Source organism: Clostridium cavendishii DSM 21758 (assembly GCF_900141845.1).
GTDB lineage: Bacteria > Bacillota > Clostridia > Clostridiales > Clostridiaceae > Clostridium_AG > Clostridium_AG cavendishii.
Map to the genome: position 1 here is coordinate 180239 of NZ_FQZB01000013.1, position 16373 is coordinate 196611.

Genomic DNA, 16373 nt, shown 5'->3' on the forward strand with positions numbered 1-16373 from the left:
AATCCATTAGCAATTCACCATATCTCCACCATTTACATGTATTGTTTCTCCTGTTATGTACGAAGAATCCCTTGAAGCTAAAAACACATAAGCTTGAGCAATTTCTACTGGCTGACCTGCCCTTTTTAACGGTGTATCTGAACCAAACTGGCTTACTTTAGTTTCATCAAAAGAAGAAACTATTAATGGCGTCCATATTGGCCCTGGTGCCACTGCATTTACCCTTATACCCTTATCAGCTAGGTTTATAGCTAAACTTCTTGTGAATGTAGTTAATGCTCCCTTAGTACAAGAATAATCTATTAAGGTCTTACTTCCTCTGTATGCAACCACTGATGTAGTATTTATAATACTAGCACCCTGTTTTAAATGTGGCATAGCTTCTCTTGTTAAAAAAAATGCTCCAAAAAAATTAGTATTAAAAGTTTTTCTAATTTGCTCTGTTGTTATATCTTCTAGATTTTTCTGTTCATGCTGCTCGCCAGAGTTGTTTATTAGTATATCTATTGTTTTATACTTATCTATAGTAGTTTTAACTATTTGCTTACAAAATTCTTCGCTTCCTATATCACCATTTAATAATATACATTCTGCACCCTTTTTCTCTATAATTTCTCTAGTTTTATTAGCATCATCATTCTCCTTGAGATGCACTAAAACAATTTTAGCCCCTTCTTTGGCAAAAGCTATAGCAACAGCCCTACCTATTCCACTATCTCCTCCTGTTATTATAGCAACCTTATCTAAAAGCTTTTTACCTAAATCATTATATCCTTCTAATTCATATATAGGTTCTGGTTTCATTTCTGATTCCTTACCTGGTTGCCTATTTTGGTGTTGTTTTGGAAAACCCTTAGGAAATTGTTCACTGTTTTTAGTTTCCATTTAAATCACTCCTTTTAAATTTTTATATTAAATATTATTGCCTTAAGCTATAATTATATTAGGATTATTAAATGAAACTCCTATTCATTATCATTCATAGGAGTAAGTTCGAATACCCAAATTAAAAATTTGGATTCTTACTTAAAATAGGAGGTTTATAATGAACAAAACTGTACTTATAACAGGTGCAACCTCTGGTATAGGCTTTGAGTTTGCAAAACTATTCGCAAAAAATGGATTCAATTTGATTATTACCGGAAGAAATTCAGATATACTTAGTGAAATGAAAGCTAAACTTTCTTCAGCCTATAATATAAAGGTATTCTCCTTTAATTATGATTTAAGTGATTTAAATTCAGTTACAAAACTATATGATGAAACTAAAAAGTTAAATTTAAAAATAGATATTCTAATAAATAATGCTGGAGCTGGTTTTAATGGAGGTTTTTTGGATGTTCCTTTGGAAAATCATATTTCTACTATAAATCTAAATATAACAGCATTAACAAAACTAACCTATTTAATAGCTAATGATATGAAATTATGTAATAGCGGCAAAATCCTAAATGTTGCTTCCACAGGCGCTTACCAACCCGGTCCATATATAGGCGTCTATTATGCAACTAAGTCATACGTTTTATCTCTTACTCAGGCTTTAAGACAAGAACTTAAGGATACAAACATAACAGTTTCAGCACTTTGCCCTGGAGCTACTAAAACTAAATTTGCTAAAAGAGCTGGTAAAAATGATTTAAGTTCAGCTATGTCTCCATATGAAGTGGCTCTTATTGGTTATAATGGTTTAGCAAAAAATAAAGCTATTATAACCCCTGGTTTTATGAATAAAATAGCAATATTTTTCTCAAAATTGATTCCACTTACATTATCCGCAAGACTAGTCATGAAAATTCAATTATCAGTCATTAAGAAAAAAAATGAGTATTAAATCTATATTATTTAAGGAATAATACTCTGGCATTCTGTTTATACTATCTTTTGTAGCCTTTCATAAATTCTCCGTTTATTGGCTATACTTCTACTAATTTCAGGAGTCATCTTATTTAAAGATGACTCTTTTAAGATTTAACTTACATTATAAATAAATTCTTTTATAATTTATCAACAAATACTACTAAATATAATAAAATATATTAAACTTAAAAAATTTCTATTTAAACATTTTCAATGTGGTGCTATAATATTAATGCATCATATTGATGTGGGTGGGTGATGGGATATATTGAAAAGGATTGAAAGGATGAAAAATTTATTTAAATTAAAAGAAAACAACACTAATTTTAAAAATGAACTTACCGCAGCACTAACTTCATTTTTCGCCTCAGTTTATATAATAGTTGTAAACGCTAGCATATTAAGTGATGCCGGAATGTCTATTGATGCTCAAATAATTGCAACTGTATTAGCTTCTCTTGTAGGCTGTTTACTGATAGCTTTTATAAGCAATACTCCACTTATAATAATGCCTGGTATGGGTGTAAATGCTTTATTTACTTATACTATAGTAAGAGCTATGGGACTTAACTATCATCAAGCTTTAGCTGCAGTTGTAATCGCTGGTTTGCTATTCTCTGTGATAGCGCTTACACCACTAGCTAACATTTTATCTAATTCTATTCCCCATAGTTTAAAAGAAGCTATAACAGTTGGTATTGGCTTATTTATAACATTTATAGGTCTACAAAAGGCTGGTTTGATAGTTTCTAGTTCTTCTACATTAGTTGGATTAGGTAAACTAACAGACCCTCATGTTTTAGCATTTTTAATAACTATGGTAATTACATTATTCCTATTTTTAAAGGATGTACCTGGTGCATTTTTAATAAGCATTTTCTTAGGTACTTTAATATCAATAATGTTTGGTATAGTAAATTTATCTTCTTTAAAATTTGGACTTCCAAATTTCTCTGGATATAACGACTTATTTTTTGCCATGGATTTTGGTAAGATTTCCACTATACCATTTTGGGTTGCAACATTTTCTCTTACTCTAGTATTAGTATTTGAAAATATAGGGCTTTTACACGGACAAGTTGCAGGAATGTTGAAACAACCTGAAAAGATAAATAAATCACTAATAGCTACAGCTCTTTCTACAATAGGTTGTGGTTTACTTGGCACAAGTCCATCTGTATCAACTGTTGAAGGTGCAGCGGGAATAGCTGCTGGTGGTAAAACTGGACTAACGTCATTTTTAACTGGATTATTATTTTTAGTCTCATTGTTTTTTATTCCATTAATAACTATAATACCAAGTGCTGCAATTTCACCAATTTTAGTAATTATTGGTGGATTAATGATGAAAAACATTGTAAATATTAATTTTGAAGATTTTTCTGAAAGCTTTCCAGCTTTCTTAACTATAGTATTAATACCATTAACTTATAGTATAGTTGACGGTATTGCTTTTGGATTTATAGCCTATCCTTTAGCTAAATTATTCACTAAAAAATATAAGGAAGTATCACTACCTATGTATATAGTGTCTATAATATTTTTAACTTATTTCATATTACACGGTTTAAATTTATAGGTTATTATTTAGAACCTTTAATAATATATATATTATATAATATTTTTCATTAGAGGTTTTATGGACTTTTTTAATCAGACTCCTGAAGAAATATCAACATTAAGTCTTTTACTTGCTATTAGCATATCTAACCAATACGATCTTGGTAAACTAGCTGTCATAACAGCATTTCTTAGCTCTCTTAGTAGTAATTTAGGACTTATTGCTGTTGAAAGAGGCATTTTCGAACGACCTGCTGATAATTCTAATACTAATTCAAGTTCAGATGTATCTGATTTGGAACAGAGAATTGCAGACTTAGAAGCCATAATTTCAGGATCAAAACCCACTATTTAAAGGGCCACTAGTATTGTTTTTATCAAACACCTAGTGACCCTTTATTTGCTTTTATATTTAGCTCTTATGCTTCAAAGAACATTTTCATGTCATCTTCAACATTTGTTATTCCACCAATTCCAAAAGTATCTATTAGTACTTTTGCTACATTTGGTGAAAGGAATGCTGGTAATGTAGGTCCTAAATGTATCTTCTTAACACCTAAGTGAAGTAATGAAAGTAATACTATTACAGCTTTTTGTTCATACCATGCTATATTATAGCTTATTGGTAATTCATTTATATCATCTAAACCAAATACTTCTTTAAGCTTTAATGCTATTACTACTAATGAATATGAATCGTTACATTGACCTGCATCTAAAACTCTTGGGATACCATTTATATCTCCTAGATTTAACTTATTATATTTATATTTAGCACAACCCGCTGTAAGAATAACTGCATCCTTTGGTAATTTTTCAGCAAATTCTGTATAGTAATTTCTTGATTTAGCTCTTCCATCACAACCTGCCATAACAAAGAATCTCTTTATAGCTCCAGTCTTAACAGCTTCTACAACTTGATCAGCTAAAGCTAAAACTTGATTATGAGCAAATCCACCTATTATTTCTCCCTTTTCTATTTCAGTTGGAGCAGCACATCTTTTAGCATGTTCTATAATTTGTGAGAAATCCTTAACCCCATTTTCATCTGCTTCTATGTGTCTTAAATCTTTATGTCCAACTACCCCAGTTGTATAAACTCTATCTTTATAAGATTCTTTAGGTGGTACTAAACAATTTGTAGTCATTAATATAGGACCATTGAATTTTTCAAATTCTTCAGTTTGTTTCCACCATGCATTTCCGTAGTTTCCTACAAAGTGTGAGTATTTTTTAAATGCTGGATAATAGTGAGCTGGTAACATTTCACTATGAGTATAAACATCAACTCCAGTTCCTTCAGTTTGAGCTAGTAATTGATCTATATCCTTTAAATCATGTCCACTTATTAATATAGCAGGATTGTTTCTTACTCCTATATTAACTTTTGTCATTTCTGGATTTCCGTAGCTTTCTGTATTAGCTCTATCTAATAAAGCCATTCCATCTACACCAAATTTTCCAGCTTCTAATGTTAAAGCTACTAATTCATCTGCTGATAAATTATCATTTAAAGTAGCAGACATAGCTTTTTGCATGAATCCGCTAATAGCATCATCATCATATCCTAATTGATTAGCATGCTTCATATAAGCTGATAATCCTTTTATTCCGTATATTATAAGTTCTCTTAAACTTCTTACATCTTCATTTTCAGTAGCTAATACTCCAACTGTTTCAGCTTTTGCAAGCATTTCTGAATCATTAGCTGGACTCCAGTTAGCAGCTGCATTTAAATTGATTAAATCAGCTCCAGCATTTTTAGCTTCAATTTTTAATGCTTCTCTTAACTCTAAACCTTGTTTAGCTCTTGTTATGAATACTGAATTATCCCAGTTAGCATTAGTTATTGTTGCAAATAATGATTCAGTTACGAATTTATCAACTTTTTTATTAATAACGCCTACTTCTCTAGCTTTAACTCCTACTTCTGATAATCCTTTAACTACATATACTAATAAGTCTTGAACCTTAGCTAAATCTTCTGTTTTACCACAAACACCTTTTATAGTACAACCTGTGCAACCAGCTGCTTCTTGACATTGAAAACAAAACATACCCATTTAAAATTCCTCCATTTATTTAAATTTATTTTTTTCTTTTCTACGTCTAAATTATACTAACAAAGTATAGTTTTATCGGTAACCAAAGTTACGTTAATAAAATTTATTTTAAATATTTAATAGTTATAACAAAGTGACTACATCACACTTATTTAATTAAGACTTTAGGATGAAATTATATTTGTAATTTTAGTGTGAAAAAACGACATTTTATAAATAATATGGATGTTTTTAAAGTTAATCTCTTTAGTCTAATATATAACCATGCTATTCTCATACTATATTAAATATAAAAAAAGGGGACAATACAATGCCTACTATATTTAAAACCGTTCGTCCAGTATTCAATTTTCCAATGGTATATGTTCATAACAATACTACCACTACTATTCCTGAATTATATTTTACTTATGAGGGATTATCAATAGACTCTTCATTAAAAAAAATTAAACCTAATAAGGTTAAATCAACAGCTATATCAATTAAAAATTTAATTAATCCCAAACCTTTATATATGTATTTTTTAGATGAAAATAATACTAAGCACGATATTGTTATTTTAGAAAATTTATCTCATACTTTTATAGATTCTATTCATATTTGTGCTGAAAGTATTAATGAAGATGGTTCTTTAAAAATTACTTCATATATCTGTGAAAAATATAAAGATTAAAATAATATTAAAAAGAACAAAATATAAAAAGGAGGTTATATCTGCTTGATTTAAGAAAATCAATTTTGATGTAACCTCTTTTTATAGTGTAAATACTAATTATAATCTTTATTTTTATGTAAAGTTATTTAAATTTATCAGGAAATTGCTTTATTATTCCATCTGAAATCACATCTGCAAACATCATCATATGTTCTTGACCTTTATCATATGCATCAATATCTGCCTTCCAGTCCTTAGCTAACCTTGAGGTAACTTCATCAGTAACAAACTGTAAATGCTTATATAGTATGTCTTTTACTGTATCCTTTGACCAATTAGAATTTGCAGTACTTAAAAAACCAGCAATTTTATCAGCATTTTCATACCATAACTTATTATATTTTTCTAAATCTGCTTTATTTCCTGCTTTAGCAAAATCCACAATATTTCCTGCTAATACAATATGCTCTCTTAATAACTTAGTTAGTTTATTTCCTGCATCTTCTCCATAATATGCTTTAATTGAATTTCCAATATCATCTTGATTTTTAAGAAGCCTTTGAAGCACAGCATCTTTATCCTCAAGTGAAGCTAAATCACTTATAATAAAATTTCTAGTCCATACTACATGTTGGTCCCAAAGTTTTCTTTCTGTGTTTTTTAAATCTTTTTTTGCCTTGCTATAGCTAGATTTTTCACTTTTAGTATCATCTGATGCTTTTACATTAATTCCAGTCCCTATTGTTGATAAAAACATTAAGCTTAATAATAAAGTGGCTATAAATTTTTTCATTGATAACGCTCCTTTATGTTTTGATTTTAAAATTCAATTTTATATTTTCCCAAAACATAAAACATATACTATTAAATCTATATTAAGTTAAATTTTTTATTTCGTATATTTTTAAGAGTGTTTCACTATTTTTAAAGCTTCTTCTTGTTTTATCTTAAAATTATCAATAAAATCATTTAAATATACTGGTCTTCCAAAATTAATTAGTTCATTACTATTTAAACAATTCACATAAAAAGCACTATTATTATACTCACAATCTTTATCAAGATTCTTTATCTCTAACTCTATATTTTTTAGATTAAAACTATTTATATCAAAATATTTTATTTTTTGTAGATTATTATCTTTAAAATATGAAAGTGAATATACTCTTTCAGTTTTAGATAATGTAATAAACGTAGTCTCTAAATTACTAAAATTAGCATTCTGTGACATGATTATTATTTTCCTAATACCTAATCCTTCAAATATTTCCACTACAATTCTCTTATCAAGATAATTAGAATCTTCTGGTATAGATATAATAGCATCACTCTTTATAATCCTACCTAATTTACTGCCTAATTCTTTCTTCATATATTCTAAACTCTCATCATTCTCAAACAAATAATGATAAAAAAGTGTGTATGGTAATTTATCTATATTAAATTTTAGTTCTGTTCTATCATAAGTTTTAAGATCAACTACAATAAACCTATCATTTAATACTATTATAAAAAATGTTTTCTTCATTAGCATTGTTATTTACCTCATCTTATTACATAAATATAGCTATTAAGTATTATTTACTTAATAGCTATATTTATACTCTTTATATTTTTACTAAAAATTTTCTATTCTTATTATATTATCAACTTTAACAACATAAGGTGCTATATTTATAAGATCAATAGCATTTAATAGATTCTCTTCCTTCGTGAAATGAGTTACAAGTACTAATGATACTCCTTCTTCACCTTGCTCTTTACCTCTCTGAATTACCGAACGAAGACTTACATTGTTTTTCCCAAACATAGTTGTAAGTTCTCCAAGAACTCCAGGCTTATCTTCAACTGTAGCTCTTATATAATACTTACATTCTACATCTTTCATATCTATAAATTCTTTATGCCATAAGTTATTTTTTACTGATGGTAAATAACTCTCCAAATCTACATTATTTCTAAGGATTGAAATAATATCTCCAACAACTGCACTTCCTGTTGGTAAATCTCCAGCACCTCTTCCATATAACATTAAGTCGCCTACTGCATTTCCTTTAATAAATATGGCATTAAAAGAATTATAAACATTTGCTAATGGATGTGTTGCTGGTACAAAAGTAGGATGAACTCTAAGCTGTAATTTATTATTTATTTCCTTAACTATTGCGAGTAGCTTTATAACATACCCAAACTCCTTTGCATAAGTGATATCCTCTGATGTTATGTTTGTTATCCCTTCTCTATAGACTTGATCAAATTCAACCTTAGTTCCAAATGCTAATGAAGAAAGTATTGCTAATTTATAAGCTGCATCAAACCCTTCTATATCAGAAGTAGGATCAGCTTCTGCATATCCCTTTTCTTTAGCTTCTTCTAACGCTTCCTCAAACTCCATCCCGTCTAATGCCATCTTAGTTAAAATATAATTTGTAGTTCCATTTACTATTCCATAAAGTTGCTCTATTTTATTAGCTGTTAAACTTTCATTTATTCCACTAATTATAGGTATACCACCAGCTACACTAGCTTCATAATAAAACATTACTCCTTCTTTATCAGCAGTTTCAAAAAGCTGATCACCTTCTGTTGCAAGTACCATTTTATTTGCTGTGACTATATGTTTCTTTTTCTTCATAGCCTCTAGCATATACTCTTTAGCTGGTTCTATTCCACCCATCATTTCAACTACTATCTTAATAGACGAGTCTTCTATTATATCATTAAAATCAGTAGTTAATAATTCCTCTGGTATATCTACTCCCCTAGCTTTATTCATATCTCTTACAAGAACTTTTGCTACTTCAATATCATAACCTGATCTCTTTCTTATTTCGTCTTGATTGAACTGAAGTATTTTCCAAACACCTCTACCAACATTTCCAAGACCAAGTAATGCTATCCTTACTTTTTTCATATTTTTTTGCCCCCTATTTCTTAATTCCCCAATTAAGTTATTTTTAAAATTCCTTATATTGATTATATGACTTTACATCAATAAATTCTACAATAACATTTATTAAAGTGTACAAATGTAATGTTATAGTAGTAAATTTATTAATTTTCTTATTCCTCCATTATACCCTAAATCACTTAAACTTAATAAACTTATCCCTAAAACTATAGTTATACTTTATAACAATATAAAGTTTCTATTTCTTTGTTATTTTTAATATTATAAGTATATTATGAAATTATGCTTATAATATACTTAGAGTTTTCTTAACAAATAACTTAAAGCTTGATATAATTTAAAATTATAAATAATCATGAAGGAGTATAATGTATGAAAATTGCAATTGCTGATGATACGTTAGAAATATTACAAGAAATGTTGAAAGAACAAAATACTGAAGCTATTAGAATAGCTAAAGCTGGTCCTGGTTGTGGTGGCATAACTGTAAAAATAATAGCTGATAAAATTACTGATAATGACGAAATAGTAGAAGATAAGGGTATTAAAATAGTGGCTGATAAAAGCATATCATTTTTCTTTACTGATGCTACAATCTCTCATACTAGAGGTCTATACGGTCCTATTTTAAAATTAAAATGAAAATTTAAAATAAAAAATCAAACTTTATTAAGGTACCACTAATGACCTTAGTGATACCTTAGTTAAAATCAATCATATCTTCCATATTAAAATTTAATAATATCTATATTTGCGTTACTTAAATCCTTAACAACCTTATCTGCTAGTCCTAATATAGTCTTGTCGCCAACTCCTATGGCCTTCATATTAGCAGCCTTTGCAGCTTCTATACCAGCTTTTGCATCTTCAAATACAACACAATTTTCTGGTGAAATTCCTAATTCCTCTGCTCCTAATATAAACACTTCTGGATCTGGTTTTGCTTTTGATACCTTATTCCCATCTATAATTGCATCAAAATACTTTGTTAATCCTAAATTATTTAATATTAACATAGAATTTTTAGATGCTGACCCTAAGGCTATTTTTATTCCATTTGCTTTAAGCTCTAGTAAAAACTCTCTAACTCCTGGTAGTATTTCATCTTCTTTAAGCTTGCTTATATATTCAACATACCATTCATTTTTATCAGCAGCCATCTTAAGCTTTTCTTCTTCAGTAGCAGTATAATTTCCTATTTCTAATAATATTTCTAAAGATCTAACTCTACTAACACCCTTTAAAAGTTCATTATTTTCTATAGTAAAATCAAAACCTAAATTATTAGCTAGTCTTTTCCAAGCTAGGTAATGATATTTTGCTGTATCTACAATTACTCCATCCAAATCAAATAAGCATGCTTCTATTTTTGCCATTTTCATTCCTCCATTAACCCTTTTATGAAAACCTTTTATATTATATGTTTATTCTATTTTTATTTATAACTATTGTAAATACTTAGGTTCAAAGAATGTAATTACATTTAAATAAAAGCATGAAATTTGTAACTTATAACAAAAAATTTAATATTTTACCCTATTAAGTTTTACATAATTTAAGAAATTTGTTATTATTTATATATAATTGTTATTATTTATATACTAGATAATAGAAAGGAGCTTTTTAATGAACAACAATACAATAAATAAACCTCATAAATCCATTAAAAATAAACTTAGAATTTTTATTATTTTTACAGCCTTAATTCCTATTTTATTTATTAGCAATATTTGCTATTTTACAACTAAAAATGAGCTTACTAAAACTCACACTAAATCAGCTTTAGATATTGCTCAAATTATATCAAGCACACTAAATAATGAATTCTCTTCTAATGAAGACCAATTAACCTGGGTTTCAAAAAGAAATGTTTCCGATCCAAATTATTCTAAAATATTATCAAATATCAAAAGTAAAAGTAAATCCATAGATTTTGTATACACAGGTCTAGCTAATAAAACCTATATTCAATATCCTGAAGAAACTATGCCATCTGATTTTGATCCTACCTCTAGACCTTGGTTTAAAGATGCAATAAAATCACCTGATAAAACAATTATAAGTGACCTTTACTTAGATACTATTACTAAAAAACCAATTATCACAATGTCCCATGCAACAAATTCTACAGGCTCATTAGAAGGCGTAGTTGCACTAGACATTAATCTTTCATCTTTATCTGATCTTTTATCACAAAGTAAATATAATGAAAATGGTGGCTTCATTTTAACTGATTCTAAAGGAAAAATCATAGCTTTTAATGATAAAACTAAAATAGGACAAGATCTTGATACTGTATTTCCTATTTGGAACCACATAAAGTCAAATGATAAAGAAACCTTTGATTTCACTAACAATAAAACTGACTATACAGCTGTTCAATATAAATGTCCTAAAACAAATTGGACAATTGTTTTATATTCTCCAAGCTCTGATATACTAAGTTCTTCGAATCACATAAGAAATACAACAATCATTATAACTCTAGTAGTGATTATACTTATACTTATTGGCTCTACAAAATTCACCAACTATGTAAATGATAGTATTACAAAACTTATCTCTGCATTTAAGATAGCCTCTTCCGGAGACTTTACTAAAAAGATTTCCATTAATACTAAAGATGAATTCTCATTGCTTGCCGCCCATTTCAATGATATGCAAGATAACATAATAGAACTTATAAAAAACGTTGATAACTCAGTTTTTGAAGTTAATAATTTTACTGAAAACCTTTTTTCAGTAAGTAATTCTACAGCTGAAGCAATGACTCAAGTAGCATCTACTGTTAGTGATATTTCTAAAGGTGCTATAACTTCATCAAGTAACATTGAAAATAGTTCTTCTTCTTTAACTCTATTAGGTGATGAAATTGATAAAATTAATTCTTCAACAAAAAACGTAAACTTAGTATCTACAGAGACTAAAGATTTAAGCTCCAATGTTTTAGCTAAGTTAACTGACGTTAAGTTAAAATCGAAAAACACAAAGTCTTCAACTTTAAAGGTTAGTGAAATAGTTAATGAAGTTAATGAAAGTTCAAAAAAGATAGCTTTGATAACAGAATCTATAACTCAGATAACTGAACAAACTAATTTACTCGCATTAAATGCCGCCATTGAAGCTGCTCGTGCCGGTGAAGCTGGTAGAGGTTTTTCAGTAGTTGCAGAAGAAGTACGAACTCTAGCAGAAGAGTCTAGTCATTCAGCTAAGGAAATTGAAACCATAGTTAAGGATGTTCAAACTAAGGTTGTATTAGCTGTTGATGCAGTTAACACAACCAATGAAATGGTAAATAGTCAAGAGACTGCTATAAATGAATGTAACCAAATATTCTCAACAATCCTAAGCTCAATAGATAAACTTAGCACAGAAGTATCTCAAATATCTCATGCTATTGAACAAGTAAATTATAAAAAGGATTCTGTAATGGCAGAAATTCAAAACCTTTCTGCTATATCTCAAGAAACAGCCGCTTCTACTGAAGAAGTTTGTGCTTCTACTGAAGAAGTTTCTGCTGCACTAGATGAAATTACTGGATTAATAGATAATTTAGAAGGTCTTTCTAAACAATTGAAAGGACAAGTTAATATATTTAAAATCTAAAAATTCTAGATAAAAAATAAGGTTCTAGGTATTAAAACCTAGAACCTTATTTTTATTTTTTATAATATATCTTCTTAAGCAAACCTATGATTCCTGATATTATTGGATAGCTTAAAATAACTATTACTATTGCATATACTGAATATTTAATGCTAGCTAATTCTAGTGAAAATATATACCTTCCTAACGGAATTATGAAAGCCAGTGAGAATAAAAATACCATAGAGGTAATTAAAGCTATTTTAAGTTTACTTAAAGGTCTAGAAACCCTCAATAAGACAACTAAACTTATCCCTCCAGCAACCATAACTCCTAAAGTACTAGCTTGGGTTACTTTAATTCCAGTACTATATGCATACATAAACATTCCCATAGTACTTAAACTTAAAACTCCACCATTAGTTAGTGATACTATCATAATTCTTTTCAAATAACCTGTTTTAACTCTTTCCTTATTAGGTGCTAAAGCTAAGAAAAATGATGGTATACCTATTGCTATTGAACCTATTAAAGTTATATTTATAGGGGTAAATGGATATGGTACCATTAAAATAACAAATAATATGGATAACAAGGTTGAATAAACTGTTTTATTTAAATATAGTTCAGATACACCCTCTAAATTATTTATCATTCTTCTACCTTCTAAAACCACTTCTGGCAAAGCACTAAAATTAGATTCTAATAAAACTAATTGAGATACAGCTTTAGCTGCATCACTACCTGATGCCATGGCTATACCGCAGTCTGCTTCTTTTAATGCAAGTACATCATTAACACCATCACCAGTCATAGCAACTACATGTCCCTTTGATTTAAGTGAATTAACTAATAATTTCTTTTGATGTGGAGTTACTCTGCCAAATACAGTTGTATTTTCTACAATATCAGCTAATTTATCTATATCTTCTAATTTATCTATATCTTCTGGAAGCGTTCTAGCATCAATATAATTCTCCGCTCCATGAACACCAGCTCTTTTTGCAACTGATGAAACTGTAACTGGATTGTCACCAGAAATTATCTTAATATTAACTCCTTCTTTTCTGAAATATTCTAAAGTTTTTGGAGCCTCTTCTCTTATAACATCCTCTATTAAGAACATAGCCACAGCCTCTACCTTACCTGCTAACTCCTCGCTTAAAGTTCCCTCTGTAAATTTTGCTAACAGTAACACTCTTCTACCTTTAGCAGCTTCTTCTTCAACTATATTTCTTATGTCCTCATATTTATCTTTTAATATCATTTCAGGTGCCCCAAAAATCCATGAACCTTTATTTCTAAATTCTAACGCACTCCACTTTCTATGAGATGAAAATGGAATTTTATTTATTATTTCTAAATTACTTTCACTTTTATATTTTTCTAGAATTGCTTCTTGAGTGGGATTTGTACTTGGAAATCCATGAGCTACACCTTGCATTATCTCATCTACTTCATTTCCAGCAATTCCATTTAAAACTCTTACATCTACTAAGTTTAACCTACCTTCTGTTATTGTTCCAGTCTTATCTAAGCATAGAGTATCTACTCTAGCCAATACTTCAGTTGCTGGAAGTTCTTGTACCAATGTCTTCCATTTAGATAATCTAACTATACCTACTACAAAGGTTAAACTAGTTAAAAGAACTAATCCTTCCGGAACCATGCCAACTATGCCAGCTGCTGCGCTTATAATTGCCTCTTGCCAAGTTCTATGTGTAAAGTATATTTGTGTAAATACTAATAGTCCTCCGACAGGTATTATAAGCATCATTATAACTTTTAAAATTTTATTTACTGCTGATAGAAGTTCTGAATTTATCCTCTTAAACTTTTTAGCTTCATTTGCTATTTTTGAGGAATAAGTTTCTGCTCCTACCTTAATAACCCTTGCGTATCCACTACCGTTAACTATGAAACTACCAGATAACAAATCATCTTCTTCCTTCTTATGAACCGGATCTGCCTCTCCTGTTAGCATAGCTTCATCTACTTCAAACTCTGAATCGACCATTACCTTTGCATCAGCCAAAAGCTGCGTTCCTGGTACAAGCACTAGAACATCATCTTGAACTATCTCTTCTATATTTATACTAACTTCTTTTCCATCCCTAAGAACTTTAGCATGAGCTACATTTAATAATGATAACTTTTCTATAGTTCTCTTAGCTCTAACCTCTTGTATTATACCAATTATAGTATTTGTTATTATAACTCCTGAAAATAACGCGTTTTTAGGTGATCCAGCTATTATTACTAATACTGCAAGTACAGCATTTATAGCATTAAATCTTGTAAACAAATTTGCTCTTAATATTTGTGCAAATGTTCTAGTTGGAACCTTAGGGAGTTTATTAGTTAATCCATCTCTTATCCTTTCTTGAACTTGAGAGGACGTTAATCCAGTAACTCTATTATCAGAACTCATAGTACTCTCCTTATTTTCAAAATCATTGTGATTTAAAATTTGAGAGTTTTAATAAACAAACTCTCAATACTTAATTATTAACTTTAAAGATATAAAATAAGATTTATTTTATATCTTATAAAAATTGTATATTAAATTCATAATATTTTCTATTAATAAAACCTTAGTATATTATTAATTCTTTCTTAAATTTTCCTTTTTATACACCACAATAAAGTCTTGAAAATTTCTCCAGTTATTAGTCAGCTTTCATTATATTTAAAGAAAATTAGCTATAAATTTTATATTAAATATTTATTAATATTTATTTTAGAAGATATTTATGTTAATTAGGAGATATTTTATTAGAGGACATTTATGTTAATATGTTATTAAATAGAATCATAGAAATATGATGAGTTTAATCCATATGGTTTTTGAATTTTTGAGGAATCCCGCAGATTAGTTGGTAAGATTTAATACAAAGTGGCAAGAAAATATCTCTAAGAAGGAGCAAAAAGATGGTTGATTTAATATCTAATGTATTAACAAGTATTAATACAAACAATGTAACGCCATTACTAAATAATGCAGAAAAAATATTAGGAGGTCGTCAGCTAAGGATAGTGTTGATAAACATTATTGACTGGCTAAAGCTAGAATATAAGCGAGAAATTCAAGGAAAGCCATCAAAACCTTTACAATTGGTTGCTAAATATGATTGGTGTAATAATATAAAGACTCTAGTTGAATCAGATGATATCTTTGCTAAAACATTTTCTATTAATGAAAATGGCTTATATTATAATAAGAACTTAGACAATAAAACTTTAAGTGAGACAAGAAAGATATCATACGAGGGATATAGACCACCTGAATTTTTAACTGGGAAGAAGGAATAATATATCTTTATTATACGAGACAATAGATAATTAGGACTTTTATAGAAAATAGCCAAAGCCTTTAATAGCCTTGACTATTTTCATATTACATATTTCTTGCTGCAACTATATCCACACCTGTTCCTAGTATATTCTCTATTATAACATCTCCTACTTTTACAGGAGAATTAACTTCAACATCTCTTAAAGCTTCCATACATTTAAATATAAGCTCTTTCTTTATAGGCTCCTTAGTTTTAACTGGCAAAACCCTATGGATAGCACCATTTATCTTTACTGTTGATGTAACAACTCTAACAGGATTAGTAAGTTCATTTATTCCATATGCTGCTCCTCTTGGACAAGTGTTTCCTGTAACTTTTTTTTCATCTAAATTTACTTTAAGATGACAGCCCATAGGACAACATATACAAATTAATTCTTTTTCCAT

General features: G+C 28.9%; 15 protein-coding genes. 6 read left to right on the forward strand and 9 right to left on the reverse strand.

What is annotated here, in order from left to right; translation table 11 throughout:
* Nucleotides 1-6: 6 nt before the first annotated feature.
* Complete coding sequence (locus BUB01_RS15725) at nucleotides 7-885, reverse strand: SDR family oxidoreductase (RefSeq protein WP_072990057.1); 879 nt, start codon at nucleotides 883-885, stop codon at nucleotides 7-9.
* 160 nt (nucleotides 886-1045) lie between these two features.
* On the opposite strand from BUB01_RS15725, the gene BUB01_RS15730 reads away from it, so the two are divergent.
* Together BUB01_RS15730 and BUB01_RS15735 are read left to right on the forward strand one after the other, a co-directional pair.
* Nucleotides 1046-1831 (forward strand): SDR family NAD(P)-dependent oxidoreductase, encoded by a 786-nt coding sequence (locus BUB01_RS15730; RefSeq protein ID WP_072990060.1) that lies wholly within the window; start codon nucleotides 1046-1048, stop codon nucleotides 1829-1831.
* Between the two features lie 312 nt (nucleotides 1832-2143).
* Nucleotides 2144-3436 carry an NCS2 family permease gene (locus tag BUB01_RS15735; protein ID WP_072990063.1) on the forward strand — a complete coding sequence of 431 codons (1293 nt, stop codon included), beginning with the start codon at nucleotides 2144-2146 and terminating at the stop codon, nucleotides 3434-3436.
* A gap of 74 nt (nucleotides 3437-3510) precedes the next feature.
* Here the strand turns inward: BUB01_RS15735 and BUB01_RS22960 are convergent, their stop codons facing one another.
* Together BUB01_RS22960 and hcp are read right to left on the reverse strand one after the other, a co-directional pair.
* Nucleotides 3511-3744: a hypothetical protein gene (locus tag BUB01_RS22960; RefSeq protein ID WP_207649999.1), complete on the reverse strand. Its 234-nt coding sequence runs from the start codon at nucleotides 3742-3744 to the stop codon at nucleotides 3511-3513.
* 92 nt (nucleotides 3745-3836) lie between these two features.
* Nucleotides 3837-5480, reverse strand: coding sequence for a hydroxylamine reductase (hcp, locus tag BUB01_RS15745; protein ID WP_072990069.1), 1644 nt, complete (start codon nucleotides 5478-5480; stop codon nucleotides 3837-3839).
* A 310-nt stretch (nucleotides 5481-5790) separates the two neighbouring features.
* Between hcp and BUB01_RS15750 the strand changes: the two genes are divergently transcribed.
* A complete protein-coding gene (locus BUB01_RS15750) occupies nucleotides 5791-6153 on the forward strand; it encodes a hypothetical protein (RefSeq protein ID WP_072990072.1) in 363 nt (120 codons plus the stop codon).
* Nucleotides 6154-6277: 124 nt separating this feature from the next.
* On the opposite strand, the gene BUB01_RS15755 is transcribed toward BUB01_RS15750, so the two are convergent.
* The 3 genes from BUB01_RS15755 to BUB01_RS15765 form a co-directional block, all read right to left on the reverse strand.
* The gene (locus tag BUB01_RS15755; RefSeq protein ID WP_072990074.1) at nucleotides 6278-6928 is read right to left on the reverse strand and encodes a glycosyltransferase; all 651 of its coding nucleotides are present in this window, start codon (nucleotides 6926-6928) and stop codon (nucleotides 6278-6280) included.
* 111 nt (nucleotides 6929-7039) lie between these two features.
* A complete protein-coding gene (locus tag BUB01_RS15760) occupies nucleotides 7040-7669 on the reverse strand; it encodes a hypothetical protein (protein ID WP_072990077.1) in 630 nt (209 codons plus the stop codon).
* Between the two features lie 84 nt (nucleotides 7670-7753).
* Nucleotides 7754-9049, reverse strand: coding sequence for a homoserine dehydrogenase (locus tag BUB01_RS15765; RefSeq protein ID WP_072990080.1), 1296 nt, complete (start codon nucleotides 9047-9049; stop codon nucleotides 7754-7756).
* Between the two features lie 369 nt (nucleotides 9050-9418).
* Between BUB01_RS15765 and BUB01_RS15770 the strand changes: the two genes are divergently transcribed.
* Complete coding sequence (locus tag BUB01_RS15770; protein WP_072990083.1) at nucleotides 9419-9688, forward strand: iron-sulfur cluster assembly accessory protein; 270 nt, start codon at nucleotides 9419-9421, stop codon at nucleotides 9686-9688.
* Between the two features lie 86 nt (nucleotides 9689-9774).
* Here the strand turns inward: BUB01_RS15770 and pgmB are convergent, their stop codons facing one another.
* A complete protein-coding gene (gene pgmB, locus BUB01_RS15775) occupies nucleotides 9775-10422 on the reverse strand; it encodes a beta-phosphoglucomutase (protein WP_072990086.1) in 648 nt (215 codons plus the stop codon).
* Nucleotides 10423-10672: 250 nt separating this feature from the next.
* Between pgmB and BUB01_RS15780 the strand changes: the two genes are divergently transcribed.
* Nucleotides 10673-12652 carry a methyl-accepting chemotaxis protein gene (locus BUB01_RS15780; protein ID WP_072990088.1) on the forward strand — a complete coding sequence of 660 codons (1980 nt, stop codon included), beginning with the start codon at nucleotides 10673-10675 and terminating at the stop codon, nucleotides 12650-12652.
* 52 nt (nucleotides 12653-12704) lie between these two features.
* On the opposite strand, the gene BUB01_RS15785 is transcribed toward BUB01_RS15780, so the two are convergent.
* Nucleotides 12705-15062: a cation-translocating P-type ATPase gene (locus BUB01_RS15785; RefSeq protein ID WP_072990091.1), complete on the reverse strand. Its 2358-nt coding sequence runs from the start codon at nucleotides 15060-15062 to the stop codon at nucleotides 12705-12707.
* 500 nt (nucleotides 15063-15562) lie between these two features.
* Here BUB01_RS15785 and BUB01_RS15790 point away from each other — a divergent pair, with 500 nt between their 5' ends.
* Entirely contained in the window at nucleotides 15563-15943 is a 381-nt protein-coding gene (locus BUB01_RS15790) for a hypothetical protein (RefSeq protein WP_072990093.1), read from the forward strand.
* A gap of 85 nt (nucleotides 15944-16028) precedes the next feature.
* Here BUB01_RS15790 and BUB01_RS15795 read toward each other — a convergent pair whose 3' ends face one another.
* Complete coding sequence (locus tag BUB01_RS15795) at nucleotides 16029-16373, reverse strand: DUF1667 domain-containing protein (protein WP_072990097.1); 345 nt, start codon at nucleotides 16371-16373, stop codon at nucleotides 16029-16031.

Coding starts and splice junctions, on each gene's coding strand:
- BUB01_RS15725 (WP_072990057.1), bottom strand. CDS start 885: ATGGAAACTAAAAACAGTGAACAATTTCCTAAGGGTTTTCCAAAACAA.
- BUB01_RS15730 (WP_072990060.1), top strand. CDS start 1,046: ATGAACAAAACTGTACTTATAACAGGTGCAACCTCTGGTATAGGCTTT.
- BUB01_RS15735 (WP_072990063.1), top strand. CDS start 2,144: ATGAAAAATTTATTTAAATTAAAAGAAAACAACACTAATTTTAAAAAT.
- BUB01_RS22960 (WP_207649999.1), bottom strand. CDS start 3,744: ATGGCTTCTAAGTCTGCAATTCTCTGTTCCAAATCAGATACATCTGAA.
- hcp (WP_072990069.1), bottom strand. CDS start 5,480: ATGGGTATGTTTTGTTTTCAATGTCAAGAAGCAGCTGGTTGCACAGGT.
- BUB01_RS15750 (WP_072990072.1), top strand. CDS start 5,791: ATGCCTACTATATTTAAAACCGTTCGTCCAGTATTCAATTTTCCAATG.
- BUB01_RS15755 (WP_072990074.1), bottom strand. CDS start 6,928: ATGAAAAAATTTATAGCCACTTTATTATTAAGCTTAATGTTTTTATCA.
- BUB01_RS15760 (WP_072990077.1), bottom strand. CDS start 7,669: ATGCTAATGAAGAAAACATTTTTTATAATAGTATTAAATGATAGGTTT.
- BUB01_RS15765 (WP_072990080.1), bottom strand. CDS start 9,049: ATGAAAAAAGTAAGGATAGCATTACTTGGTCTTGGAAATGTTGGTAGA.
- BUB01_RS15770 (WP_072990083.1), top strand. CDS start 9,419: ATGAAAATTGCAATTGCTGATGATACGTTAGAAATATTACAAGAAATG.
- pgmB (WP_072990086.1), bottom strand. CDS start 10,422: ATGGCAAAAATAGAAGCATGCTTATTTGATTTGGATGGAGTAATTGTA.
- BUB01_RS15780 (WP_072990088.1), top strand. CDS start 10,673: ATGAACAACAATACAATAAATAAACCTCATAAATCCATTAAAAATAAA.
- BUB01_RS15785 (WP_072990091.1), bottom strand. CDS start 15,062: ATGAGTTCTGATAATAGAGTTACTGGATTAACGTCCTCTCAAGTTCAA.
- BUB01_RS15790 (WP_072990093.1), top strand. CDS start 15,563: ATGGTTGATTTAATATCTAATGTATTAACAAGTATTAATACAAACAAT.
- BUB01_RS15795 (WP_072990097.1), bottom strand. CDS start 16,373: ATGGAAAAAGAATTAATTTGTATATGTTGTCCTATGGGCTGTCATCTT.